The 26,862-nt window shown below is 56.8% G+C and carries 20 protein-coding genes, 2 tRNA genes and 1 pseudogene; 8 read left to right on the top strand and 15 right to left on the bottom strand.

Features of this window, described 5'->3' with window-relative positions:
* Positions 1–197: 197 nt before the first annotated feature.
* The 4 genes from U1140_RS06920 to gyrA form a co-directional block, all read right to left on the bottom strand.
* Positions 198–270, bottom strand: a tRNA-Ala gene (locus tag U1140_RS06920).
* Positions 271–281: 11 nt separating this feature from the next.
* Positions 282–358, bottom strand: a tRNA-Ile gene (locus U1140_RS06915).
* A gap of 78 nt (positions 359–436) precedes the next feature.
* Positions 437–787 carry a DUF3566 domain-containing protein gene (locus U1140_RS06910; protein WP_369846796.1) on the bottom strand — a complete coding sequence of 117 codons (351 nt, stop codon included), beginning with the start codon at positions 785–787 and terminating at the stop codon, positions 437–439.
* A gap of 4 nt (positions 788–791) precedes the next feature.
* Entirely contained in the window at positions 792–3,359 is a 2,568-nt protein-coding gene (gene gyrA, locus U1140_RS06905) for a DNA gyrase subunit A (RefSeq protein WP_369846795.1), read from the bottom strand.
* A gap of 399 nt (positions 3,360–3,758) precedes the next feature.
* On the opposite strand from gyrA, the gene U1140_RS06900 reads away from it, so the two are divergent.
* Positions 3,759–5,033 carry an ATP-binding protein gene (locus tag U1140_RS06900; protein WP_369846794.1) on the top strand — a complete coding sequence of 425 codons (1,275 nt, stop codon included), beginning with the start codon at positions 3,759–3,761 and terminating at the stop codon, positions 5,031–5,033.
* Positions 5,034–5,045: 12 nt separating this feature from the next.
* Here U1140_RS06900 and pdxS read toward each other — a convergent pair whose 3' ends face one another.
* The 6 genes and pseudogenes from pdxS to dnaA all read right to left on the bottom strand — a co-directional run.
* Positions 5,046–5,936 carry a pyridoxal 5'-phosphate synthase lyase subunit PdxS gene (pdxS, locus tag U1140_RS06895; protein ID WP_249606216.1) on the bottom strand — a complete coding sequence of 297 codons (891 nt, stop codon included), beginning with the start codon at positions 5,934–5,936 and terminating at the stop codon, positions 5,046–5,048.
* Positions 5,937–6,023: 87 nt separating this feature from the next.
* Entirely contained in the window at positions 6,024–8,051 is a 2,028-nt protein-coding gene (gyrB, locus tag U1140_RS06890; protein ID WP_369846793.1) for a DNA topoisomerase (ATP-hydrolyzing) subunit B, read from the bottom strand.
* Between the two features lie 149 nt (positions 8,052–8,200).
* Positions 8,201–8,857: a DciA family protein gene (locus tag U1140_RS06885; protein ID WP_369846792.1), complete on the bottom strand. Its 657-nt coding sequence runs from the start codon at positions 8,855–8,857 to the stop codon at positions 8,201–8,203.
* Complete coding sequence (recF, locus tag U1140_RS06880; protein WP_369846791.1) at positions 8,854–10,215, bottom strand: DNA replication/repair protein RecF; 1,362 nt, start codon at positions 10,213–10,215, stop codon at positions 8,854–8,856. Before recF ends, U1140_RS06885 begins: the two co-directional genes overlap by 4 nt.
* Positions 10,215–11,402, bottom strand: coding sequence for a DNA polymerase III subunit beta (gene dnaN, locus U1140_RS06875; protein WP_369846790.1), 1,188 nt, complete (start codon positions 11,400–11,402; stop codon positions 10,215–10,217). Before dnaN ends, recF begins: the two co-directional genes overlap by 1 nt.
* 658 nt (positions 11,403–12,060) lie before the next feature.
* Positions 12,061–13,242, bottom strand: a pseudogene (gene dnaA, locus U1140_RS06870) (chromosomal replication initiator protein DnaA); the annotation flags it as partial.
* 1,421 nt (positions 13,243–14,663) lie between these two features.
* On the opposite strand from dnaA, the gene rpmH reads away from it, so the two are divergent.
* Genes rpmH through U1140_RS06835 form a run of 7 tightly spaced genes read left to right on the top strand, consistent with a single transcriptional unit; the run spans position 14,664 to position 19,409 of the window.
* The gene (gene rpmH, locus U1140_RS06865; RefSeq protein WP_306515052.1) at positions 14,664–14,807 is read left to right on the top strand and encodes a 50S ribosomal protein L34; all 144 of its coding nucleotides are present in this window, start codon (positions 14,664–14,666) and stop codon (positions 14,805–14,807) included.
* 3 nt (positions 14,808–14,810) lie between these two features.
* Complete coding sequence (rnpA, locus tag U1140_RS06860; RefSeq protein WP_369846789.1) at positions 14,811–15,194, top strand: ribonuclease P protein component; 384 nt, start codon at positions 14,811–14,813, stop codon at positions 15,192–15,194.
* A gap of 48 nt (positions 15,195–15,242) precedes the next feature.
* A complete protein-coding gene (yidD, locus tag U1140_RS06855; RefSeq protein ID WP_369846788.1) occupies positions 15,243–15,539 on the top strand; it encodes a membrane protein insertion efficiency factor YidD in 297 nt (98 codons plus the stop codon).
* A gap of 35 nt (positions 15,540–15,574) precedes the next feature.
* Positions 15,575–16,600: a membrane protein insertase YidC gene (yidC, locus tag U1140_RS06850; RefSeq protein WP_306515054.1), complete on the top strand. Its 1,026-nt coding sequence runs from the start codon at positions 15,575–15,577 to the stop codon at positions 16,598–16,600.
* On the top strand, positions 16,600–17,202 hold the full coding sequence (rsmG, locus tag U1140_RS06845; protein WP_369846787.1) for a 16S rRNA (guanine(527)-N(7))-methyltransferase RsmG: 603 nt from the start codon (positions 16,600–16,602) through the stop codon (positions 17,200–17,202). The genes yidC and rsmG overlap by 1 nt, the downstream gene beginning before the upstream one ends.
* A gap of 10 nt (positions 17,203–17,212) precedes the next feature.
* Positions 17,213–18,124: a ParA family protein gene (locus U1140_RS06840; protein WP_369846786.1), complete on the top strand. Its 912-nt coding sequence runs from the start codon at positions 17,213–17,215 to the stop codon at positions 18,122–18,124.
* 16 nt (positions 18,125–18,140) lie between these two features.
* Positions 18,141–19,409, top strand: a complete 1,269-nt coding sequence (locus tag U1140_RS06835; RefSeq protein WP_369846785.1) for a ParB/RepB/Spo0J family partition protein — start codon at positions 18,141–18,143, stop codon at positions 19,407–19,409.
* Positions 19,410–19,525: 116 nt separating this feature from the next.
* Here U1140_RS06835 and U1140_RS06830 read toward each other — a convergent pair whose 3' ends face one another.
* The 5 genes from U1140_RS06830 to U1140_RS06810 all read right to left on the bottom strand — a co-directional run bounded on the left by U1140_RS06830 (position 19,526) and on the right by U1140_RS06810 (position 26,848).
* Positions 19,526–20,710: an N-acetylmuramoyl-L-alanine amidase gene (locus U1140_RS06830; protein WP_369846784.1), complete on the bottom strand. Its 1,185-nt coding sequence runs from the start codon at positions 20,708–20,710 to the stop codon at positions 19,526–19,528.
* 116 nt (positions 20,711–20,826) lie between these two features.
* A complete protein-coding gene (gene trxA / locus U1140_RS06825; RefSeq protein WP_369846783.1) occupies positions 20,827–21,150 on the bottom strand; it encodes a thioredoxin in 324 nt (107 codons plus the stop codon).
* 264 nt (positions 21,151–21,414) lie between these two features.
* On the bottom strand, positions 21,415–22,338 hold the full coding sequence (gene trxB / locus U1140_RS06820; RefSeq protein WP_369846782.1) for a thioredoxin-disulfide reductase: 924 nt from the start codon (positions 22,336–22,338) through the stop codon (positions 21,415–21,417).
* Between the two features lie 157 nt (positions 22,339–22,495).
* Positions 22,496–23,068, bottom strand: coding sequence for an RNA polymerase sigma factor (locus tag U1140_RS06815; RefSeq protein WP_369846781.1), 573 nt, complete (start codon positions 23,066–23,068; stop codon positions 22,496–22,498).
* Between the two features lie 123 nt (positions 23,069–23,191).
* Positions 23,192–26,848, bottom strand: coding sequence for a murein biosynthesis integral membrane protein MurJ (locus U1140_RS06810; protein ID WP_369846780.1), 3,657 nt, complete (start codon positions 26,846–26,848; stop codon positions 23,192–23,194).
* Positions 26,849–26,862: the final 14 nt, after the last annotated feature.

Raw genomic sequence — 26,862 nt, 5'->3', positions numbered from 1 at the left:
GATTGAGTCCTGTCGAATACTTCTAACGCTTTAAGTCGTTGCGCATTCGTGTATCGAATATTAGTCATGCGGAAAATCTCTCCAAGATTTCGTCCGCATCCCCTTTTGACCCTTAACCCGTCGTTTACCCCCACCCAGTAGGCCTTGAACGCAAAACATCCCCCGATCCGATGGACCGGGGGATACAGGCTATGCTGTGGAGCATAGGAGAATCGAACTCCTGACCTTCTGCTTGCAAAGCAGATGCTCTACCAATTGAGCTAATGCCCCATGTTCCCGCCTGGTGGGTCTAGCAGGAATCGAACCTGCGACCTCATCGTTATCAGCGATGCGCTCTAACCGACTGAGCTATAGACCCTTGTGCGGAACGATTATGTACTTTAATACGCATCTTGCATCCACACAAATCGCCAGGTCAGGTGATGTTTTTTGCAGCCTATTCGTCGACTTCGACAATCTGCTGCAGATCCACTTGGATACCGCCGAAAAGCGCCACCACAGCGTTGTAGATCAACGCGAACAGCGGAGCCAGGATTGTGCCCAAGATTGCCGCCACAGCGCCCAGCAGAGCCGACAGAGACAGCACCAGGCCGTAATCGATGAGCATGCCGGCACCCAGCCCGTCCATGAAGCCGTTGATGTACTCCCAGACGCCGAACGCCGACATCACGAAGTACACCACCGTCACGGCTATCAGCCACGCCACCAAGCCCACCAGAGAAACCGCCAGTCCCACACGGAAGGCGGACAACGGCGAGATGCGCGAAATCGCGATGTTTTTACCCATAGTGTTACTCCTCATCCGCCTTCACGGCATCCGACTTCGCGGCATCGGCCTGCTGCTCTTGCACTTCCTCGATGCTCTTTTCGCCCTTAGCAACAGCCTGGGCTTCTTCCACGCCCTCGCTTTCAACGTTCTTGTCGATAGCAAGCAGCTCAACATCATCGGCGAGATTCACCAGCCGCACACCCATCGTCGCGCGTGACGACGGACGGATCTGGCCAGCCTCGGTACGCACGACGCCGCCGGCGGAGGTGATAGCGAAGATTTCGTCATCCTCATTCACAGCAATCGCGCCGATCAGCTTGCCGCGCTTCGGGGTGTACTTGAACGTCATTACACCCATACCACCGCGGCCCTGAGTGCTGTATTCCTCGATCGCGGTGCGCTTGCCATAACCACCGGAGGTAGCCACCAGCAAGAACTCACCGTCATGCACCACAGACATCGCCAGCAGCTGGTCATCACCCTTAAAGCGCATGCCCTTCACACCGGCGGTCGCACGGCCCATCGGGCGCAGCTGGTCGTCGTTGGCGGTGAAGCGAATCGACTGGCCCTGCTCGGAGGTCAGCAACAGATCATCCTCGTCGCCAGCCAGGCAAGCACCGATCAGCGCATCGCCCTCGTTGAGGTTGATCGCGATCAGACCAGCCGAACGTGCCGATTCATAATCGGTCAGGTGCGACTTCTTCACCCGACCCTGCTTAGTAGCCAGCACCAGGTACGGCGCATCGGTGTATGACTGCAGCTGAATAACCTGCGCAATGCGCTCTTCCGGCTGGAATTCCAGCAGGTTGGCAACGTGCTGGCCACGCGCGGTACGCCCTGCTTCTGGCAGTTCGTAGGCCTTGAGGCGGTACACGCGACCAAAGTTGGTGAAGAACAAGATCCAGTCGTGCGTCGAGCAGACAAAGAAGTTCTTGACGACGTCGTCTTGCTTCAGCTCTGCGCCGCGCACGCCCTTGCCGCCGCGCTTTTGCGACTTGTAGGTATCGACCTTCGTGCGCTTGGCATAACCGGTGGCCGTGATGGTGACGACAACGTTTTCGCGGGCAATGAGATCCTCGTCGGATACTTCGCCGTTGGCGGCCACGATCTCGGTGCGACGCTCGTCGCCATGCTTGTCGACGATCTCTTTCAGCTCAGTAGCGACGATCTCGCGCTGGCGTTCCTCGCGGTCGAGGATGTCTTTCAGATCGTCGATGACCTTTTGGATCTCTTCCAGCTCATCGACGATCTTCTGGCGCTCCAAGGCTGCCAGGCGGCGCAGCTGCATCGCCAGAATAGCCTCTGCCTGCTCGTCGTCAACGCCCAAAAGATCCTTCAGGCCTTCGCGGGAAGCTTCCACCGAACGGCTACGACGGATCAGCGCAATGACCTCGTCGAGCATATTCAGAGCTTTCACCAGACCACGCAAGATGTGCGCACGCTTTTCAGCTTCTGCCAGGCGGTATTGCGTACGCCGGACGATAACCTCGATCTGGTGGGTGACGTAGTAGCGCAGCATCTGATCCAGACGCAGCGTGCGCGGTACACCATCGACGATCGAGAGCATGTTGGCGCCAAACGAGGTCTGCAGCTGCGAGTGCTTGTACAGGTTGTTCAGCACCACGCGTGCGACGGCATCACGCTTCAGAGTGACCACGATGCGCATGCCGACGCGGTCAGAAGACTCATCGTCAATATTCGAAATTCCGGCGAGCTTGCCGTTGGCGACCTGCTCCGCGATATTAGCCACCATGGTGTCCGGGTTGACCTGGTACGGCAACTCCGTGATGACGATGGTCTGGCGGCTACCATTTTCTTCGATGCTGGAGACACCGCGCATCCGGATGGAACCACGGCCGGTGGTATAGGCATCCTTGATGCCGCTGGTGCCCACGATCGTGCCGCCGGTCGGGAAATCCGGCCCGGAGACGCGTTCCATGCAGGCTTCCAGGGTTTCTTCCTCGCCGGCATCCGGGTTATCCAGCAACCAATAAATCGCTTCCGCCAACTCGTTAAGGTTGTGCGGCGGAATATTGGTGGCCATACCGACGGCGATACCGCCGGAACCGTTCATCAGCAGGTTCGGCACACGCGCCGGCAGCACCGTCGGCTCGGTGGTTTTACCGTCGTAATTCGGCTGATAATCGACGGTATTTTCCCGAATATCCCGGGTCATTTCCATCGCCAGCGGCATCAGTTTCGATTCGGTATAACGCATCGCCGCCGGGCCGTCATTACCCGGCGAACCGAAGTTACCTTGGCCGTCGACAAGCGGGTAACGCATCGACCACGGCTGGGCCATGCGCACCAACGTGTCGTAAATAGCGCTGTCACCGTGCGGGTGGTAGTCACCCATGGTGTCCGAGACTGGCTTCGAGGATTTCACGTAACTGCGCTCTGGCCGGTAGCCGTTGTCGTACATCGCGTACAGCACGCGCCGGTGCACGGGTTTCAGCCCGTCACGCACGTCTGGCAACGCACGGCCCACGATCACGGACATGGCGTAGTCGATATAACTCGACTCCATCTCCGCGGAGATATCTATCGGCTCAATGCGATCTAACAAACCGCCTTGGTTATCGTCACTCATAACCTCCCAGTCTAGCGCCTATTAGATGCTTGACGACGGTGCGCAACCCCTCTGCAGGCCCGGTGCGGGGATGACTGCGGTGCGGCTGTGGGTGAGACCCTGGCCCCAGCTCTGACTGTCACTGTGACAATTAACCGTGAGACTTGTAATTCAAACTGCGAAACTTTCACACTCTGACAGTCTAAGTGGCAGTCTAAGTGGCAATTTTGTACCACTCTGCGAGAGATTTTCACAGTCTGCGGTAGAAAATTGAGAGTGATAGTTGGAAAAAGTGTTAGTCTAAAAGTCAGAATCTCCATTATCACGCCACCGTTTATCAAAACCACTGTTGTCACACTGCATGGCAAAAACCTCGTTCTAGCGCGTGTACATGGCCTCAATATCCTGGATCGCCCAGCTATGTATCAAGGCAAAGCCTATTTGCGTCAAGCAGATGGTGAATACGAAATTCCGGCTTCAGAGTTACGCATGATCGAGGTTGCGAAGCTGCATGCCGAGCAAGAAGAAGTCTATGACCGCCGGCCTGTTCCAGGTACCACGGTGGAAGATCTTGACGACGACCTACACCAGCAATTTTTACGCACCGCCCGGGCAAGTATCGCTCGATTACGCGAGACTCCAGAAACCACGCTTCTGCGCAATCTCGTGGTCACCAACGGTGAAGTGTTATCAATCGCCGGTTTCTATGCACTTGGACATTTCCCGCAAGGCCCTTTGCCATCATTAGCGATTACCGTCGCGGTTCGGTTGCCCGAAACCGAACGCCCACGACGCACCCGTAACCTGGCCACCTTCTACGGGCCTGTTCCAGCGCTGCTGAACCAAACAATGGATTGGATCGAAGCGAATATTCCACAAACACAGACCTATCAGGAATCCGGGCACATGCGCAGTGTTCCCGTCATCCCGCTGGCTGCCATCCGGGAAGCAGTCGCGAACGCCCTTATCCACCGTGATCTCGGCCCAAATACAGTCGAAGCTGGCAAAGCCATTGACGTGCGGATTACCCCGGATCGCTTAATTATCACGAGCCCAGGCGGGTTGAAGAACCTGACAGTCGCGCAATTATACAGTGCGGATTTTCGGCGCATCGAAGTAAATCAGCACCTGTACCGCCTAGCAAAATTACTCACCGACACAGATGGAAATCGGATTATCGAAGGTGAAGGTGGTGGCGTTAACGCCATGTTTGAACTCTGCGAATCGGCGGGCTTGCCACAGCCAAAGATCATCAACACCGGAGTCAAAGTTACTGTCATTTTCTTCTTCCCCAAGCAGAGTCACACCTCAGGCGATGCTCCAATAGAGGCTCCGGCCCCCAAAACCGTTCCACATAACGGCGCAGAGCTGGAAAACAACGCATCGTTAGGCAACGGTATTCAAGTATCTGATGACCAATACCTGCGGAGCCTCGGGAAAAACGTCCCAAAAATTGTGGCCGCCGCGCAGAGACTTGCTGCAGAATCGACACCACTAACACCGCCCGGGCACAGTGCTGGGGTCAGTACCGGTGATAGTGCCGAGTTCAGTTTCAGCCAATTAGTAGCAGAATCCGGGCTGAGTAATTCCCAAGTTCGCTATGGGCTGAGCCCATTCCTCGAACACAAAATTATTGTGCGCAAGGGTGGGCAAGGTAAGAAAGCAACCACGTACCAACTCGGCAAGCGTGGCTAGCCCCCAGCCGGTTTACCAGCCACGTTCTGCCAAGCGGTGAGAAACTGGCAGTTCATCGACGTTGATGCCGACCATAGCTTCACCCAAGCCACGCGAAACCTCCGCGATGACCTTGGCGTCGTCGTAGTTTTGTACCGCACGCACGATGGCCTTCGCACGAGCTTCTGGGTTACCCGACTTAAAGATGCCGGAGCCGACGAAGACACCATCGGCGCCGAGCTGCATCATCATCGCAGCATCAGCTGGGGTAGAAACGCCACCAGCAACCAGCAAGCCAACTGGCAAGTTGCCGGTCTCAGCAACCTCAACCACCAGCTCGTATGGTGCCTGCAGTTCCTTCGCAGCCACGAACAGCTCGTCCTTCGACATCGACGACAAGCGGTTAATCTCTGCGCGGATACTGCGGATGTGGGTCACGGCGTTGGAAACATCACCAGTGCCGGCTTCACCCTTCGAACGCACCATCGCTGCACCTTCGTTGATGCGGCGCAGCGCCTCACCCAAGTTGGTAGCACCGCAGACGAATGGAACGTCGAAAGCGAATTTATCGATGTGGTGGGCGTAGTCAGCTGGGGTCAACACCTCGGACTCATCAACGTAATCGATACCCAACGACTGCAGCACCTGTGCTTCGACGAAATGGCCGATACGAGCCTTCGCCATGACCGGAATATCCACGGCTTCGATGATCTCGGTGATCATGTCCGGATCCGACATGCGGGCCACACCACCCTGGGCACGAATATCAGCAGGCACGCGCTCCAGAGCCATCACAGCGGAGGCACCAGCAGCTTCTGCGATGCGTGCTTGTTCCGGGGTAACGACGTCCATGATGACGCCGCCGAAGAATTGCTCAGACAAACCGCGCTTCACGCGGGCTGCAGAACCGTTGGCATTACTCACAACGAGTTTTCCTTTCGATATCACTGATATGAGCTATGACGCACATAATATTGGGCGCGTCCAATCCTAGCCGTCTACGTCGAACGATTAGACGTCGAGGAAGCGAACATCCTTCGCACGGCGCGTGATAAAGCTACGACGTGCAGAAACGTCATCGCCCATAAGAATAGAAAACAGCTCGTCTGCTTTCTGCGCGTCTTCCAAGTCCACGCGGCGCAGGATACGGGTTGTCGGATCAAGCGTGGTTTCCCACAGCTCTTTCGCGTTCATCTCACCCAGACCCTTGTAGCGCTGGATACCATCATCCATGTTGATCTTGCGGTTTTGCGCAAAACCTTCCTTCAGCTGGGAATCGCGTTCACGGTCGCTAAAGGCGTAGCCAGGCTCACCCTTCGACCACTTCAGTTTGTACAACGGCGGGTTCGCCAAGTAAACGTGACCATTTTCGACGAGCTCCGGCATGAAGCGGAACAACAGCGTCAACAGCAGCGTGGCGATGTGCTGGCCGTCGACGTCCGCGTCGGCCATCAGCACGATCTTGTCGTAGCGCAGCTTCTTGATGTCGAATTCTTCGTGGATGCCGGTACCCAACGCGGTGATAATCGCCTGCACTTCGTTGTTCTTCAGCACCTTATCCATGCGAGACTTTTCGACGTTCAAAATCTTGCCGCGCAGCGGCAAAATCGCCTGGTACAGCGACTCGCGCCCAGCTTTCGCAGAGCCGCCCGCGGAGTCACCCTCCACGATGAACAGCTCGGAAACTTTCGGATCCTTGGAACGGCAATCCGCCAACTTGCCCGGCAAACCACCCAGGTCAGTAGCGGATTTACGACGCACCAACTCGCGGGCACGACGAGCCGCCACGCGTGCCTGCGCAGAAGCCACCGCCTTGTTCATAATCGCCTTGGCCTCCGCCGGATTGGCATCAAACCAATCCGCCAGGTGCTCGTTCACCGAACGCTGCACGAACGAACGAATCTCGGTGTTACCCAGCTTGGTCTTGGTCTGGCCCTCGAACTGTGGGTCGCCGACCTTCGCGGAAATAATCGCCGACAGGCCCTCGCGGCAGTCGTCGCCAGTGAGTTTGCCGTCTTTTTCCTTCATCAACTTATGCGTTTTCGCATAGTTGTTCATCTGCGTGGTCAGCGCGGCACGGAAGCCTTCTTCATGCGTACCGCCCTCGTGGGTGTTGATGGTGTTCGCGAAGGTGTGCACGGACTGGTTGTAGCCGCTGTTCCACTGCAGCGCGATTTCTACCTCGTGATCCTCGCCCTTGGCCTCAAAGCTGATGATCGTCGGGTGGATCGAGGTCTTCGTCCGGTTCAAGTATTCGACGTAATCCACCAGGCCATTCGGGTAGCAGAATTCCACCTTCTTGACGGCTTCTTTATCGGAGACATCTGCTTTGTCTTCCGGATCTGGATCATCAAACGAGCTGGCAGTCTCGCCTTCTTCTGCCAGTGCTTCGAGTTTGAGCTCCTCTGCGGTCACGCGCTCGTCGACAAGCGTGATGGACAGACCCTTGTTCAAAAACGCCATTTCTTGCAGACGGCGCTTGATGGTGTCGAAATCGAAATCGACCGTCTCGAAAATCTCTGGATCCGGCCAAAAGCGCACCGTCGTACCCGTGCCGCGGGCATTGCCACCCTCGACGAGTTCTTCCGGCACCGCGCGCTCGAAGTTCTGGTACCAGTGCTTGCCATCGCGCTTGATCGCGGCTTCCACGCGCGTCGACAAAGCATTGACGACGGAAATACCCACACCGTGCAGACCGCCAGAGACGGCATAAGAATCCGAGTCGAACTTACCGCCGGCGTGGAGTTGTGTCATCACGACCTGGACCGTTGGTGCACCACTGGCGTGCATCGAAACCGGGATACCACGGCCGTCGTCAGTGACCTGCACGCCGCCGTCGGCAAGCAAACGAACCTCAACCTTGGAGGCATAACCCGCCATGGCCTCGTCGACCGAGTTATCAACGACCTCCCAAATCAGGTGGTGCAGGCCGCGCACGCCGGTAGAACCGATGTACATACCGGGGCGTTTGCGGACCGCTTCCAAGCCCTCCAGGATGGTGATTGATGAAGCGTCATAATTCGGTTGCGCGTTAGCCACGTGAAACTAGCACTCCTTAAAGAGGAAATCTTCGACATTCCAATCTTACACCCCAGACGGTGCGCCTGGTTGGTGCTCATCGGGTGCTTGACGACGCCCGAGATGGCGGCAGCACAGCCGCCGGAGAAGCTTTCACTAGCAGCGCGGCTTTAGCCGTAGGTATCGCGCGGGCCGCGGCCTTTGACGTGCAGCTTTCCTTTGCGCCAACTCGGTGCCTGCGGGCCGAAGATCTTCAATTCCGTAATCACATCGGGGCCGGTCTTTTCGGTGATCCTGCGTAAGATTTCCCGCTGCATATAACGCAGGTTCGTCGCCCAGGCGGTGGAATCACAGGAAATGAACAGCGCGGTGTCTTTGACCATCTCCACTTTGGTGTGCTGTGCAATTTTCGGGCCCACCAGATTTTCCCAATGGCCGGTCACCCACCCCGATGCCAAACCTTTCTCCCAGCCGCGCGACTGGATCTCCTTGTGCAACACCGAACCGATCGACGGCAAATCCAGCGGGCGGCGCGGTCTGCGCCCGTCGGGACCGGATTGCTGGTATTTCTGCCAATTCAGCGCGGGTAGCGGCGTCTGTGCGCTATCTGCAGATTGTGACGGGTGCGCGGTGCGGGTTTGTGCCTGGTAGCTACTTGCTTGTCGACGTTTGCGCAGGTGGTTGTGGGTACCGGAGCGCGCGGTTCCCAAGTGGGGGGCGGATCCGCGCTGACGTGCAGCAGCGCGCAAAGCCTCGAAGGTGGAATCCACTAGGTCGCGGGGCTGGTCTGTGCCGTCGGTGTCGGCATGGCCAGAGGAATCACTCATGATGCGCCACCGTCGGCAGGCGTGCCATTGCTGGTCTTGCCATTGCTGGTCTTGCCATTGCTGGTCTTGCCATTGCTGGTCTTGCCATTGCTGGTCTCGTCGGCAGGCTCATCGTGGCCGATCGCATCGTGGCTCGCATCATTGCCAGTCTCGATGAATGACACCCGGGAGTACTCACCGTCGTCCGTCGTGGAATCATGCACGCCGATATGCACCACGGAATTCGCCGCCAACTCGTCGGGGATATCTTCTTCCACCGCCGCGGTAATCAGCACCTGTTCGACGCTTTGCGCCAACGTGACCAGGTGGCGGCGGCGTTTCACGTCGAGTTCAGCGAACACATCATCCAGAATCACAATCGGATCGGTGCCAGATTGCCGCAGAATCTCGAATTCCCCCCAGCGCAATGCGATCGCATAAGACCAGGTCTCGCCATGTGAGGCGAATCCTTTCGCTGGGCTTGACCCCAGCAACGCTTCCATGTCATCGCGGTGCGGGCCCACCAGGCTGATGCCACGCTCGATTTCTTTTTCCCGCACGCTGCCCAGCGCGCCCAGCATGGCTGCTTCGACGAGCTCAACTTGCACGCGGCCGTTCGAATCGCGGTAATAATCGTCGCTGATGCGCGCAGAATCATTATCCAAGGTGGAAGCATAAGCAACCGCTGCCGGACGTGATTCCGGTGCGATGGCGGCGTAGGCGTTGCGTACTTGGGTGGTGAGTTCGTCGACAAGCTCCACCCGAGCCGCGATCAATTGCGCCCCCAACCAGGCCAAACGGTTATCCCAGGCATCCAAAGTGGCCAATGCTGAGGCGGAATCGTCATCGCGGTAGCCGCGTTTCAAGGCAGTGCTTGCAGATTTCAGCAAGGCGTTGCGCTGCCGCAGCACTTTGTCATAATCGGCTTTGATCCCGGCGATGCGCGGGGTGCGACTTGCCAGAATGCTATCGAGGTAACGGCGGCGTTCACTGGGTTCTCCGCGCAACAATGCGAGATCTTCCGGGGAAAACAACACGGTTTTGGCAACCCCGAGTAATTCACGCGGTGATTTCAGGCGGGTGCGGTTGATCTGCGCGCTATTGCTGCCGCTGGCGCGAATCAGTAGATGCGCGGTGAGCTCCCGGCCCTGGTTGATGATGCTGGCCGAGACCCGGGCGTTGTCCTCACCCAGGCGAATCAGTGGTGCATCTGTGCTCACCCGGTGCGAACCGAGGTGCGCCAAATAGCCGATGGCCTCGACGATATTGGTTTTGCCATAGCCATTGCGTCCGACAAAAACACTGATCCCGGGGGCAAACCGCAGGCTAAATTCCGGCCAGGAGCGGAAATCACGAAGCTGCAGATGCTGAAGATACATTACCCAGGCAAACGAACCGGCATCAGCAGGTAAGTGAAATCAGATTTCGGGCTCGGGAATTGCCCGTCTTCGTTAGCTTCCGGCATCTGCTCTGGTTGTGGCAGCAGGATCGCCGGGCGTGAGGATTCGGTGAATCCGAAAAAGACTTTTTCTGTGCGCACGACGGACAGTCCGTCTTTCAGGTAGCCCGGGTTGAAGGCGATGATCAGCTCGTCGCGTCCAGAAAATTCGCAGGGTACGGCTTCTTCTGCGTGACCAGATTCTGCCCCGCCCGCAGACAAAATGACCTGGTCTTCCGAGAATTCCATGCGCACCTGCGCGTTGCGTTCGGTCAACAGTGACACACGACGGATGGCTTCTTGCAGCGGTGCAATATCGACGCTGGCGACACAGCTGTGGGTTTTTGGCAACAGCGGTTCGATATTTGGGAATTCTGCATCCAGCATGCGGGTGGTGGTCTCACGATTGTGCGAGTGCAAGCCAAATAGGCCTTCGGCGCCAACGTTGTCATCGGCACCGACAGCGATTTGCACTGGCTGATCCAAGCTGGTGTCTAAGCTGCGGGCGTTTTCTTGCAAGGTTTTCGCTGGAACCAGCAGCTTTGCGTTGACGTTGTCGCTGACTGGTTCCCAGCTGAGCTCACGGATTGCCAAACGGAAACGGTCGGTGGCAGCAAGTTTGATGTTTGCGCCGTTGATGGCGAAGTTCACGCCAGTCAACATCGGCAAGGTGTCATCGCGACCAGCGGCCGAAGCCACCTGGGTGACAGCATCGGTGAACAACGACGGATTCAAGCTACCGGTGACCTGCGGAAGCTCGGGCAATTGCGGGTAATCGTCGAGCGGGATCAGCGGTAGCTCAAAACGAGAAGAACCACAGCGAACCAGAGCGGTGGAATCTGTAACTTTCAGCTCCACCGGTTTATTGGCAAGGCTGGCGACGATATCTGCCAGCAATTTACCTGCAACCGCGATGGTGCCTTCGGTCTCGACCTCAGCCGGGAGCTTAATCTTGGTGGACACTTCGTAATCGAAACCGGAAAGCTCAAGACCAGATTCATCAGCAGTGATCAGCATCGCGCGAAGTACGGGTTGGGTGGCCTTTGATGGCAGGTTTTTAGCTACCCAAGCGACGGCGTCTGCCAAGTCTTCCTTGGCAACACGGAACGATACTGCAGATGAATCCATGTTGGTATCAAGCTTTCTCTTACACGTTGTGGTTCGCGATAGTCGCTTACCAAGGTACCTGAAAGATTGTCATTCTAACCCATTGCAGCCAGTTTACCCACGCGGAATTCTTGTCATTTAGGTGATGCTAATTCTGGGCCGTGAATTACATCAATGTCAGTTGAACTGTCTTGGATCGCAGCCTTTTGGCGATGCGTTTGGGTGCGAAAGAAGAAAATCTGGCTTCTTCACACCCTCCTTTTCTTAATAGATTTCTAAGTTAAAAAGATAATAACAACAATAAGTCTTGTGAGATCTGTGAATAACAGGGTATTTGCCTAGCTCAGGGGAATTTTCTGTGATGTGTGGATGGTTGTGTTCTTTCTGTGCATAACTCGGTGCAATTGTGGATAACTTCGATGTGATTTAGTTTTTCCACAATTCCGACATAGTTATCCACAATTGTTCCACCGCAGCATTCACACAGCTAGGAAAGTGTACACAACCCCATTTTGTGAAGTGGATTACAAAATAGAAGTAAATAACATCGCGGTAATTACACAGTTGTGTATAGGTCTGTGGATAAACTGCGCACGAAGGCTAAGCCGAGCACGAAGAGTAAATCGCGCGCGAAAAACGCCAGGCCCTACACATGAGAGCCTGGCGTGGAAGATAACTGCTAGGAAACCCTTCCGCGGGTTTTGATGATCTGCGTCAACTGCTGGATCTCGTCGTAAGTATCGCGCTTTTCTGTCATTTCCTTACGGATCTTTCGATCCGCGTACATCACGGTGGTGTGGTCCTTGCCGCCGAAAGCCTCGCCGATTTTCGGCAAGGAATTATCAGTGAGCTCACGGCATAGATACATCGCGAGTTGTCGGGCATGGGCCACCGCGCGCGTTTTCCCGGCACCGGTTAAGGCCTTGAACTCAATGTGGAAGTATTCTGCGGTCACTTCCATGATTGTCGACATGGTGATCTCTAGGTTCGCCGAATCAGGAAGAATATCGTGCAGCGCGATCTCGGCGGTTTCCATGTTGATCGGCTCATTAATTAGAGAAGAATATGCAGAGACACGAATCAACGCGCCTTCCAGCTCGCGAATCGAGGATTCAAACTGGGAAGCAATAAACTCCAAGACTTTCCTGTCGACGTGCGTGCCATCGGCAGAGGCCTTCTTCATTAAAATCGCAATGCGGGTTTCCAGGTCTGGCGGCTGCACATCGGTGATCAGCCCGCCTTCGAAGCGCGTGCGCAGGCGATCTTCCAGGGTCGTCAGCTGCTTTGGAGGACGGTCTGAAGACAAGATGATCTGCTTGTTTGCCTGATGCAAAGCATTGAAGGTGTGGAAGAATTCTTCCTGGGTAGATTCTTTGCCTTCCAAGAACTGGATATCGTCAACCATCAAAATATCGAGATTGCGGTAGCGGCGCTTGAACGATTCTTGCCGGTCGTCGCGCAAAGAATTGATGTAATCATTGGTGAATTCTTCGGAGGAGACGTACTTCACTCGCAATTTCGGCTGCAGCACTTGCGCGTAATTGCCGGCGGCGTGCAGCAGGTGGGTTTTCCCCAACCCGGAACCGCCCCAAATGAACAACGGGTTGTAGGCGCGGGCGGGGTTTTCTGCCACTGCCACTGCTGCACCGTTGGCGAAGCGGTTCGAGGATCCAATAACGAAGTTTTCGAACGTGTATTTGGGGTTGAGGGATCCTTCCCGGTTTGGGTCATGCGCCGGCGCCTCCCGGTGCAGACGACGCGATGCATCCGGTTGTGCGGTCTCAGTCGCTGCGGCTTGTTGCGCTTGCTGTTGTTGATAAGCCTGCGCGAGTTCGTCGAGACTGGCAGCGCCGCGATTAGCACTACCCGCCTCTTCTGCTTTACCGCTCTGCCCACGGAACTCGCTCGAATAATCGCTGCGGTCGTTGTGTGGGGGAAATTCCAATTGTGGATCGTCCGACTGCCGCGCAGCTCGTCCGCCGCGTGCACTCCGTCCGGTTCCAGATGGCGCGCTGGACCCAGTGCCACGGCGTTCGTCGTCACGCGAAGTGCTGGCGAGATCTCGCTGTAAATTCTGTGAATCCCGTGGATCACGCGGACTACGTGCATCGCGTGGGTCGAAGCGCGAGGTATAGCGAGGATCCCTGCTGGCCTGGGCAGGAGAATGCGAAGAATCCCAATCGTCATCCTGCGGAGCGCTAATAGAAACGGCTAATGAGCAGGACTTTCCCATGTAATGGTTCAGGATGCGCACGATGTAGGTCCCCAGATCGTTTTCGATCGTGGATTTCGCAGCTTCGTGCGGGACAGAGATCAGCACATAGCCATTGACCATGGTCACCGGCGTGGCGATTTGGAGGAACGCGCGTTGCGAGTGGTTAAACGACGGTACGTCAGAATCGGGTTGGTCAGAAAAATACAAAAGGTCACTGACCATTTTGTTCCAATTTTCTGCGAGTGTGGACGCGTCGTTTGCCACAGTGCCTCGATTCTTTCTGGGTTGGTCGTTTTTGGGCGGAGCCTCGGCTATTTCTTGTTATTTGTCTGGCATCTTCGCCGCCTTTGGTGGGCCGGGGCTGCCAGGTTGTTGTCCGTGGAATTCCCCAAGGAGATTCCACAGGAGCAACGCTCATGAAATACAGCCTGACCAGTATTTCACAGCGTTATCCACAACTGTGGATAGACCCGCGAGGGAGTTTATCCACAATCCACATGTGATCTGTGGATAACTTTGTATTTAGATTTATCGTTCTCTACCTGCGGTTTTCCCGTAAACCTCAAGTTTGCCTTAAGAGTTATCCACAAGGGATCGGGAAAATCACCTGTGAGAAGATGTGACCACTTATTCTTACCTGCTTGTGTGGAATAGTGTCTAGACGAGAAAGTTTTCCGTACCTACCAGCTGGAATCACAATATTGTTGTTTGCTGTCGTGGAGTTATCTGGCTTGTAGAAAACTCGCAGCACTCCCCCAGGTTGTAATTCACAAGCGCTATTTGTCAGTGCCGAACTACAGGCTTGTGATTTCGGGGGCACCCTGCCGATCGGGGGCTGGCCTGTAGGTTTTCGCCAAGCACAAACGGCGTGTCGATTTGTTATTCCTGCTTGCAGTGACGTAATCTGGCTGAGTCTTTTCACAGTCTCGGACTGTGTGCTTGAGAACCCGTGGCACCCCGCGCCCCTGCGCTTTTCCAAAGGCCATTCGCGGGACGTGTTGGTTCTCGAACTTGTATCTGACGTGCCAGAAAGGCACCGTCGTACCGTTTAGTGAAGGAGATCTACCGTGGCAAAGGGTAAACGCACATACCAACCAAACAACCGTCGTCGTGCACGCGTGCACGGTTTCCGCACCCGTATGCGCACCCGTGCTGGCCGTGCCATCGTGGCAGCTCGTCGCAAAAAGGGTCGCGCAAAGCTGACTGCATAAGTCATGCTTCCCCGCCAGCATAAGCTGACTTCGCCGCAACAATTCCGGCGGACCACCAAAAAAGGGCGGCGGGCAGGCTCTCGCAGTGTAATCGCGCACTGCTACTACCAATCGGGATCAGAAACGCTGACAGTTTCTGGTCCCCGTTTTGGTCTTATTGTCTCTAAGAGCGTTGGCAATGCGGTTGTTCGGCACCGCACCGCCCGCCAACTGCGGCACATTTGCCGCGAACTGTGCGCAGAACTAGACCCATCCGTCGACGTCGTGCTGCGTGCTCTGCCCGCGCTTGTCGACGCCAGCCCTGCCCAATTGCGTAAGGACGTGCGCAGTAGCGTCTTCCGGGCTCTCAAAAAAGCTGAGCCAGCACAATCAGAGAAAGTTTCATGACTCCTGCGAAGCTGCAGCGATGGGACAACCTATGACAAGAAGACTGTAATGCCGCAGCACGAGACGTATTACAACACCGACGGTGAAGCCATCCCACCAGCGCGTGGTCTCGCACGATGGTGCGTGGCGGCGGTGCGGTTTTACCAGCAGAAACTTTCCTCGCAGAAGCCTGTTTCTACCTGCCGCTTCGAACCTACCTGTAGCGCCTATACCCTGGAGGTTTTCGCGCGTCACGGCGTTTTCAAGGGGTTTGTTTATGCTATCGTGAGAATCCTCAAATGCGGCCCTTGGCACCCGGGCGGCTATGATCCGGCACGTTCGTCGGACACCCCGAACGCAAACTAGACCCGACTGCAAGCTAGTCAGTATAAGGATTATTTGTGCTTAATTTCATCTATTATCCGATTTCGTGGATCCTCGGCTTTTGGCGTGACGTCCTCGGTTTCGTGTTGGACCCACACGAGGGATATACCTGGGTATTGTCCATCATCTTGCTGACGATGACCATCAAGGCGTTGTTGGTGAAGCCGATGATCACGCAGCTGCGCTCTTCGCGCAAGATGCAAGAGCTGCAGCCGAAGATGAAAGAAATTCGGGACAAGTACAAAAACGATAAAACTCGGCAGAGCCAAGAGCTGCAGAAGTTTTACAAAGAATCCGGCATGAACCCGCTGGCCGGATGTCTGCCGATGCTGGCGCAGATCCCGGTCTTCATTGGTCTGTTCCACGTGCTGCGCATGTTCAACCGCACCGAAGAACGTCTTGGTTCGCCAGGCTTGTCGGTAGAAGAAAACCGCAACATCCCGAACTACTCCTTCTCCGTCGAAGATGTGCGTTCATTCCTAGATGCTGACATTTTCGGTGTGCCACTGTCTGCGTTCATTTCGATGTCCGAAGACGCGATGGAAACTTTCGGTGCCGACTTCACCCGCTTTAACGTGATTGTCGTGGCCGTTCCGCTGGTGCTGACCATCGCATTGCTGACGCACCTGAACGCACGGTTTACCGTCGGACGCCAAGAAGCACGTCGCGCTGCAGGCAAGACCCCACAGCCAACCGGTGACAATGCCGAGATGATGCAGATGCAGATGGGCATGATGAACAAGATGATGCTCTGGGTTATGCCAGCAATCACCTTGGCAACCGGATTCATCTGGACCATTGGTCTGTTGTTCTACATGCTCACCAACACCGTCTGGACATTCATCCAGACCCGCATCATCTACACCAAGATGGACCGCGAAGAAGAAGCTGAAGAAGAGGCAAAGCGCGAAGCTAAGCGCTCGAGCGCTCCAGCTCCTGGTGTGCGCAAGGTAGACAAGACGACCAAAAAACAGCGCAAATCCCAGGCGCAGAAACAGCAGGGCCAAGCGAATCAGCAGAAAAAGCAAGGCAAGAAGAAGTAATGCTGTCCCAGATCTTTGGTTTACGGCAAGACCTGGCCACCGCTTATCACGAATCTTTGGCCACAGATGCCACCACGCGCGGGTTTATCGGCCCACGGGAGACACCGCGGTTGTGGGATCGCCATATCTACAACTGTGCCGTCATTGGTGAGGCAATCCCAGAAGGTGCGAGAGTGATCGATATCGGCTCTGGCGCAGGCCTGCCGGGAATCCCGCTTGCCATCGCGCGCGAGGACTTGCAGGTGACGTTGCTGGAACCTTTGCTGAAGCGATCTACTTATTTGGCTGAGGTCGTCGACAAGCTCGCCCTCGACAACGTCACTGTGGTTCGAGAGCGGGCCGAAAACCTGGGTAAAGATGCCGCATTCGACGTTGTGACCTCCCGTGCTGTTGCACCGTTAGCGAAACTGGCGCGCTGGTCTTTGCCGTTGTGCCGCCCGGGTGGAATGATGCTGGCGATGAAGGGGGCGTCTGCGAGCGAGGAAATCGAGCGCGACAAAGCCGCGATTAAACGCGCCAAAGGTGGTGTTCCAGAAATCATCACCGTGGGCGCTGAGCTGGATGAACCCACCACACTGATACGTGTTCACCGCGTAAAGTAAGCTCATTGGCATGACACAGCAGCCCCGCTTGATCACGATCGCCAATCAAAAAGGCGGCGTTGGCAAAACCACCAGCGCCGTGAACTTAGCCGCTGCGCTAGCCCATCAAGGCCACACCGTGTTGGTCATTGACCTCGACCCACAGGGTAACGCCTCGACGGCCCTTGGAGTGGAGCATCGTACAGGCACTGACTCCAGTTACGAGGTACTACTCGGCAACGCGACGGCGAAACAAGCCGTGCAACAATCGCCGCACCGCGACAATCTCTGGTGCATCCCGGCGACCATCGATTTGGCCGGCGCCGAGATCGAATTGGTGAGCTTGGTGCGACGCGAATACCGGCTTTCCGACGCATTGAAGAACGGATTCTTAGACGAATACGGGTTCGATTACGTGTTCATTGACTGCCCGCCATCGTTGGGTCTGCTGACGATTAACGCGATGACGGCGGTGGAAGAAGTGATCATCCCGATCCAGTGCGAATACTACGCACTGGAGGGCGTGGGACAGCTACTGAACAACATCACTATGATCCGCGAGCACCTGAACGCGGACCTACACATTTCTGGTGTGTTGCTGACGATGTACGACGGACGCACGAAACTCGCTGAACAAGTCGTCGATGAAGTCCGCGGACAGTTTGGTGCAGTCGTGCTCGGCAACGTCATTCCGCGTTCTGTGCGCGTGTCTGAGGCGCCTGGCTACGGGCAGACGGTGATCGACTACTCCCCTAGTTCGCACGGCGCTTACGCCTATGGTGCGGCGGCGAAAGAATTGGATGAGCGCGGAGACTATATCCCGCACAGCACGACGGGGCCGATTGGCGTGAGTCCAGAAATTTACGAGCAGCTTTCGCAGCAGACTGACGAGGAATCTGCAGAGGCTGCGGAACCAGCTGCGGAACCAGCGGATGAAGGATAAGGAGTAACGAGCTGACATGGCGGAGAAAAAACCCAACCAAAAACATGGCGGTCTGGGCCGCGGCCTGGCTGCACTGATTCCTTCTGCTACCGACGAGGATCAATCTGCACGCCCACGGCTAGGCAACTCGGCAGCGGATGTGATTTTAGGTTCCGCGCTGGGTGATCGGGGGCCCGGCCGTGGACCCGGCGCTGGCTCTGGCGCTGGCAATTCCGGTGTGCCCAAGCTCGGTCGCACCGGTACCGCAGGTTCCGCGAACAAGCAGTCTGGCAAAGCTGATCACGCCGGCGATACTGCCTCGGCGGCAGATAAGACCACCGGCGAGAAAACAGGCGGCGAAAAAGCCAGCAAAGCCGGTGCAGCCGGTAAAGCCAACGTGCCTGGTGCGCCCACGATTTCCTCGGCCACCAGCAGCGCCGCGAGCTCGCGCGGCAGCAGTTTGGGGCCACAATTTGGCGCGACCTATCGGGAAGTACCCGTCGGCCAGATCAGCCCGAACCCGAAGCAGCCACGTACCGTTTTCGATGCCGATGACCTCGCGGAGCTCGTCCACTCCATTAAAGAATTCGGTTTGCTGCAGCCGATCGTGGTGCGTCCGTCGGAGGACGGCTTTGAGCTCATCATGGGTGAACGCCGCTGGCGCGCGGCCTCTCGGGCAGGCTTGTCGACGATTCCGGCCATCGTGCGCCAAACCACCGATGATGCGTTGCTGCGCGATGCGTTGCTGGAAAATATCCACCGTGTCCAGCTCAACCCATTGGAAGAAGCTCACGCCTACCAGCAGCTGCTTGAAGAATTCGGCGTGACGCAGGAACAACTGGCTGATCGCCTCGGCCGTTCACGCCCCGTGATCACCAATACGTTGCGTTTGCTGCGCCTGCCCGTAGACGTCCAGCGGCGCGTAGACGCCGGTGTGCTTTCTTCCGGTCACGCACGTGCTCTGCTGGGGCTGCATGAAAAAGAGCAGATGTCTGAGCTTGCAGAGCGCATTGTCGCCGAAGGGTTGTCCGTGCGCGGCACCGAAGAAGCCGTGGTGCTGCTGAATAAAGGACAAAAACCGGCACCGAAAAAGAAAAATGCGCCGACGCCGCAACCAGAATTTTTCACCCACACCGCAGAACGCTTGGCCGATAAGTGGGATACCAAAGTCACGGTGTCGATGGGTAAGCGCAAAGGCAAAATGGTCGTCGAATTTGGTGACCAAGAAGACTTCGCGCGCATCATGGAACTGATTGACGGCTCTATTGGTTCTGCCGATGCAGACAGAAAAGCAGACGATAAATAGTTCATCGCCTGCGTGCTGGCCTGACGCCTGGCAGTATGGTTGCTGCCAGGCAGGTTAGTAGCTGAGTACCTAAACGCTAAGAAGCGCTAAGTAACGTGAAGAATCGCTGGGAATCGCTAAGACTGCTCGGCTTCGAGCAGTTTCGCGAAGTCATAGGTGCCGGTCTGCATATCATCCTGATCCAGCAGGTACAGACGCTTAACTCCCACGACGATCGCTTCGGCGATCGCATCGCGGTGCTTTGGCTGGGTTAAAATTTGCACGTCCTGCGGGTTAGTTAAATACCCCAGCACCACATCGATAGTGGGCATCTGCGGCAAGCGCAATACTTCCCAAGTGCGCGCGTGATTGCGACAGTCCTGCAGATCGGTTCGCGCAACGATTTCGCGCTGCACGAACCCAGACAGCTTCTCGCCGATCAACGACGAGGTGCCGTAATTCGAACCGAAGAAGAACGTGGCCGCGCCGTTGGCTTTGTCGTTCTGGTAGTGATCGCAGTGCAAACTGATCACGAGGTCAGCGCCAAAAGCATTCGCGATGTCTGCGCGTTCGCGCTCGCTGGGATCATCCATGCGCGGGCGCGAGATAATAGTTTCCACTCCAGCCGCAATCATACGGCCTTCAATGCGGGAAGAGAGATCCCACAAGATTTCTTCTTCGCTGATTTCGCCATAGCGTCCCTGCACGGTGGCACCCTTGTTCGCACCGCCGAGAGCAGGGTTGATCACCACCCGCTTATCGGCAAGCTTCGGGCCGGCGCGGCGGACCGATTCGCGCTCCCGAATCGCTTGGGTGGAACCACCCGTCGAGATGCGTCGTCCCAACAACGACAGCGAATGAACGGTGTTTGGTCCGCAGACACCGTCGTCCTGCAAGCCAGAGTTGAGCTGGTAATTACTCAATGCTTCGTGCGTGTTCTGCCCGAAGTGGCCATCGAGGTTGTGGCTGTAAAAACCGAGCTCTTGGAGTTGCCGTTGCAGCTGTGCGACGTCATCGCCGAACAATTCCTGCCCTGGTTGGAAGGACAGCACCCGAGCGCCCAGCGTGTAAGAGGCATGACGAAGTTCCCGCAGCGTGATCTCATCGATCGTGCCTGATGGGATGATGCCGCGGGATTGCTGGAATGCCTTCAACGCGTGTGCCAATTCAGCGCTGAAGTACTTGTCTTCTTCGCTGAATTTCTGGGTTTTCCAATCGGCCACGTCACCGTTGAAGTTCGACAGCATGCCCAGCCGGGCTAGGGTGGCGCGTGCTTCGGCTACTCGAGCGGAAGAATCGCCGACCTTTAATACTTTCGTCACAACGCTCCCTCGTGCAGCGTGATCGCCGTGGTGTTTGCCATAGTCATGGTGTTGCTTGCTCGCTAATGAACTCTACTGTTCAACTCTACTGAGAAACTGCTCTGTAATCGACGTGATTACAGAACCGCGTCGAGCTTGCTGACGATCTGCTTTTTCGGCAGATTTCCCGTGAATTCGTCGACTTTGGAGCCACCCGAGTAGATCATCACCGATGGGATCGACATGACCTGGAACATGGCAGCCAGGGTGCGCTCTGCATCTACGTCGACCTTGGCTACTTTGACTTTGCCGTCGTATTCCGCAGCAATCTCATCCAGTACTGGGCCCAGCTTCTTGCATGGGCCGCACCACTGCGCCCAAAAGTCGACGATAACTGGGACATCAGATTCCACGACCTCAGATTTGAATGTCTGGGACGTGATATCAACTGTGTTGCTCATGTGAACTGCCACCTCGTGATTTTCTCTCAAGAATTAGTGCGAATTCTAGTGTAGTCACAACCGCAGGGTGCCACGGCGCGCGTGGAATCGATGTGCCATAGTTCAAAGACAACGCTGCGCCAACACCTAATGTTTAACGAGTCAACTGCTAGCGAATTTCCAGCTAATCGGCTGTAGGCGCGGCCTTGGCGTTGCGTTGTGGTTGTGCTTACTGGGCCTTGTCTACTAGGCCCGGCTTATCGGGCCTCGTTTACTCGGCCTTGTTTACTGGGCCGCTAAATATTCGCCAGCATCAATGGCAGCCCGGCAGCCAGAACCGGCAGCGGTGATCGCCTGCTGATAGTGATCGTCGACAAGGTCGCCGCATGCGAACACACCAGAAAGATTGGTGTGCGTGTGCGGATGATTGACCTTCACGTAGCCGGACTCTTCCAAATCGATTTGGTCTTTGACCAAGTCGGTGCGCGGATCTGAACCGATGGCGATGAACAGCGCGGTGACATTCAAATCACTGGTTTCACCGGTGACGGTATCGCGCAACGTCAGACCAGAGACCTTGCCCGCTGATTCCTGGATGGCATCGACTGTTTTGTTGAGCTCCCAGGAAATCTTCTCGTTGCTCTTCGCCCGATCCAGCATGATTTGCGAAGCAGAAAAGCCTTCACGACGGTGCACGATAGTCACCGAACGAGCGAACTTGGTGAGGAAGGTTGCTTCTTCCATTGCAGAGTCACCGCCGCCGACGACGGCGATATCGTGATCGCGGAAGAAAAAGCCGTCGCAAGTAGCGCAGGTAGAAACTCCGCGCCCAGTGAGCGCCTTTTCCCCGGTGATGCCGAGGTGGCGTGGTGCCGAACCCGTCGCCAAGATCACGGTGCGTGCAGCAAATTCTTCATCGCCGACGTAAATCTTTTTAATCTCACCGTCGAGTTCCACGCGGTCGACCAATTCCATGCGAAGATCCGCGCCGAAGCGTTGTGCCTGGGCACGCATCTCTTCCATCAGCTCTGGGCCCATGATGCCCTTTTGAAAGCCGGGATAGTTTTCCACCTCGGTGGTGTTCATCAATTCGCCGCCGTATTCATAACCCTCAAAGACGATTGGCTTGAGATCGGCGCGGGCAGCATACAGCGCTGCGCTGTATCCGGCTGGGCCGGACCCAATAATGGCGACATCATGAACGATCATTATTTTCCTCCGTTGCTGGATATGTCTCCCCGATATTCTACGCGCAATATCTGGTTTATCTCAGCGATGAAGTGCTAGCCACGCGGCACGTCGGGTGTGGGATCACCCACTTGGTTGTCACGGTACCTACCCGTTTTCATTAGCTGGTTCGAGCTCATTAGCCGGTTTGAGCTTTTTCGACGGCTTCCCGCACCGCCTGGCGCGCCCGCCAGCGACGTGACTTCACCGTTCCTGGGGCAACGTTGTGCATCTTCGCGACTTCAAAGATGCTATAACCTGCAATATCCGTCAGCGTGAGCGCCTCACGGTGCTCTGGACTGAGCTGTTCGAGAGCTTCCTGCAGATAGATCTGCGCGTCGACGCTGCTTGCTGGATCATAAGCCAGCGCCGGATTGCGGTCGTGCGGGACCACCTCTGCGTCAATCGTGGGTGTCTCCCGACGGTGCTTGTGATTCAGGTGATCATAACCGGCGTTCATTACCAACCGGTGCAACCAGGTTGTCAGCGCACTTTCTGCCCGATAGGTATTGAGCTTTGTGCTGGCCTTAAACATTGCGTCCTGGACGATGTCATCCACGTCGTGATCATTGCCCGCATAACGACGCGCTACCCCACGAAGACGCCGGCGGTGCTTGGTGAAAATCGCATCGAAGGCGCTGGTATCACCGCGACAAAATTCGTCGACAAGCTGTTGGTCGGAAATCTCGGTTTGGTTGCTGTTCTTGGTCATAATCCCCCCCCGGATGGCGCTTCCCCATGTGCGCTTCCATTACAACCCACAAATGCGAAAAACGCCGCCCGGGATTGCACAGTGGACTGTGCAAGCGAAACCGGACGGCGCTAGGAAATTGTGCTACTGCAGCTGGATATCGTTGATGGTGTTCAAACCAGTGACCATGACATCCCGCAGGCGTAACTCGCCTTCCACGCCGCTGAACTGGATCAATACGCCACCAGAAAACTCGTTACGGCCATCCAAGACCACGTTATTGCGGCCCTCGGTCAGCGTTCCGGTTGCGATGCGTGGCAGCGATTCGCGAGCAATGTTGGCCGGGTCGATGGGGGTTGGCCCTATACCGTCACCATCGCCGGAGACGTCATCGACAGCGAATACCGAGAACTTACCGCCGGCAGTTTCCGACCTGATCACCAAATTCGTCAGAATCACGGGATCCTGAGTGGTGATCAACAAGGCAGGATCTGGTTGGTGCGATTCCCACACTGTCTCTGGCATGCCATCGATAGCCTCGGGAGCTTCTGGGCCATCGGGGAACAGCTGGGCTTTTTGTAGAATCTGCACCACCGGCAGGTCGATCACGGGGGCTTGCGGAGTGCTGGTGGCATGAATGCCCTCACGGGAGACCGGGCTGGAATCATCGTCGGTATTAAACAACGACATGATATAGGCAGCCAGGGCGGCGATGACGATGATGGTCAAGAACGTGAACACCGCGATCACGATGGCTCCACCGCTGGAATAACCACGGGCACCGAAACCGGCGCGCTCTTCGACATCCGGGGTTGCCTCGTCTTCGACAGGCAAGGCCTCGACGGCGCCGGCTTCTTCTTCCTGCTCGCCAGTGATGAATCGCCGTAGGCGCTCAGCGATTTCCCGGGGGGTTGGTTCCAGCAGCTCGGCGGCCTGTGCAGCAGCGTGTGCTGCGGCCGTACCGCTCGGCGCGTGGCTGCCGGTCTCTGCAGTGTGCGCCGCCCCGATGCCGTGGCCGAAGGCGGTGTCAGTGGTGTCAGCGGTTTCAGTGTTGTCACCGGCACCAGCAGTGCCTGTACCGTCTGTGCTCTCGGCGGCGCGTGCACCGTCAGCGTTGTGTGCGCCGTCGGCAGCAGTATCGTGCGTGTCGCTAATGGGCGCAGACTGTGCATCCGCTTGCGGCTGTGCTTGTCCTTCCGCTTGTGGCTGCGGCTGTACCTGTGGCTGTGGCGATTCTCGCGGTTCGGTGACCGTGGACAGCTCTTCCGGCGTCGGTGAGGTCGATTCCACCAATTGCGAAATCGCGGACTTCAACGACGAACGATCGCGCTCAATCGTGTTGTCATCCAACACTGCCGGGAACGCCAGCATCGCGGTTCCCTGCGTCGAAATCCGCACCCGCGCACGGTTATCCAAACCAACGGTTTGCCCATTCTCGTGCGCAGTAGCGATCGTATCGGCGAACGGCACCAAAGCCTCGGCGACAGCTGTTGGATCCAAACCATCGGATTCGGCGACAGTCTTCAAATCGCTACCAGGGATCCAGTCGGCGACCACCAAACAACCCGACCGGTAGGACAGCACCCGAATATTCGGCGCGATGCCCGGGAGATTCAGCTGCGCTAGACGACGGGTACGCCGCGATACCTTGGCGGCTGCGCGGGCCGATTCCGCTGGTGTCATCGCTGCCATCGGAGCATTACCCGTGGTGGTCACAAACGTCAGTGCAACCTCTTTGCCCGTCGCATTTTCTTTGGCTTGCCAGAATTGTGCGCCGGCAACACTGCCGTGATCGCGCAGCAAACGGAAACGGCCGTCCGAGACCGGCGCGCCCGGAGTCAGGCGGGTGCCGCGGACGACACCAGCCGACATCGGTGGTGGAACCGGGCTGGAGTTGAAAGTGTCTTGGGCCAAAAACCGCGAGGAAATATCCTGCAGGTCGATCTCACCGTCGGCGACATCGCTGGATTCGCCAACTTTGATGAACCGCGACAGACCTGGCAACCGCCGAGCCACGCGCGCCAAGGCCTGAATCTCTGGAACCCCAGAAAACGAGAGGACGATGCCGGTGATGGTTATAAAGACCAGACCCGCGATGATCGTCGAGACCAAGGTGCCGGCTGATTGCAGTGCGGGCTGGCTGGCCTCCGGGGCGGCGTCGACAAGCGCCTCGCCCCACGAACTCGGCAACAGACGCAGCACCATGAGTACCGCATATGCGCCGACCAAACCCGCGAGACCGGAACCCAATGACCATCCGGAAGCGCTCAGCACTTCGCGGGCGTGCAGCGAACCGAGCTTGCGGCGCAGCAAAAAGATACCGATGATCGCACCGGTGATAAAACCAAAACCGTTGGCGGCACCCAGCAGAATCACCACGGTCTCGGGGCGCGCGGCAATGACTGGTGCCAACAGCGACAGCGCAATCTTCGTTGCGGTGATACCAGCGATGATGAACGTCGGTGTCCAGGCTTCTTCACGTGCATAGAACACGCGCAGGTGCAGCAGCACTAGCGCGTACGGGATCAAGGTGAAAGCAGAAAAGCTCAGCGTCCAACCCAACAGCACGGCGCTATCTTCGCCGAACAGGCCGTACTGGAACAGGCCCTGCGCGATAGGGGTGCCGAAGGCGGTAAAGAACACCACGATCGGGATCAGCGCGATAAATGTCAGCTTGGTGGCCACTGTGAGGTCGCGCACGACGCCCTTGTGATCGCCGTCGGCCGCGTTGCGGGAAAGCCGCGGCATGATAGCGGTCAACAGCGTGACGCCAATGACGCCATATGGCACCTGGATCAACAGCCATGCCTGCTGGTAAATGATGGGAGCTTGGGCGTCGGCAAGCGCACCGATACGCGTGGTGATGACGTAGCCCAGCTGGGAAATCGCCACGTACACGACAATCGCGGCGGCCATGCCACCGAATTGCTTCAGGCGGGCATCCAAGCCCCACAACGGCTTCAGGTTGACCTTCGCTCGGCGCAGGTACGGCACCAGAATCAGGCACTGGACGACGACACCCGCGGTGGTGCCCAAGCCCAGCAGCAGCACGTGTATGTCGGTGATCGGCGACGGCGCTGCCGGGTTCAACGAGCCGGGGACCGTCCAGTAAAGCAGCAGAATCCCGATGGAGATGATGTTGTTCGCCACCGGCGCCCAAGCCCCAGGCGCGAAAATTCCTTTGGTGTTGAGCACCGCCTGGAACAGGGCAAACAGCCCATAAAACACGATCTGCGGCAGTAACAAGAATGCGAACGACGTCGCCTGGACTTCGTTGACCTGCCCCGATTCCGGCAGCATTACTCGGGTAATCCACGGCGCTGTCAGCAGCGATAACAGCGTAATTGTGCCGAGCAGGGTGATCGCCAGGGTGAATAATCGTCGGACGAAGGTCTCTCCCCTATCGGGGTCTTCCTTTTCCGCACGGACCAACACCGGAACCACCAGTGAGGTCAGCACCGCACCAAGGACGATCTCGGTGATCAGGTTGGGCAGCGTGTTCGCCGTGTTGAATGCCGAAGCTACCGCGGCACCCAAGGTCGCAGTGATTAAGACATTGCGCAGAAATCCCGTGATGCGCGAAATCAGCGTGGCGATCGCCATGGAGCCGGTCGCGCGCACGACATCAGCATCGCTGGCTTTCTCGTCAACGCGGCCGCGGCGCAGGTCTGATTTATCTTCTGCGTCTAAAACTGCGACGGGCTGCGGGCGCTTTTTGGGAACCGGTGCTGGTGGTGTCGGCTCGACGATGCGCCCGCGAGTAGATCGAACCGAACCAAATTCAGTCTCTGTCAACGACACACCAATCTGTTCAT

Source organism: Corynebacterium drakensteinense, assembly GCF_041224285.1.
Classification (GTDB): Bacteria; Actinomycetota; Actinomycetes; order Mycobacteriales; family Mycobacteriaceae; genus Corynebacterium.
Note: the sequence above shows the minus strand (reverse complement) of the source record. Positions and strands in the feature narration are given on the sequence as shown.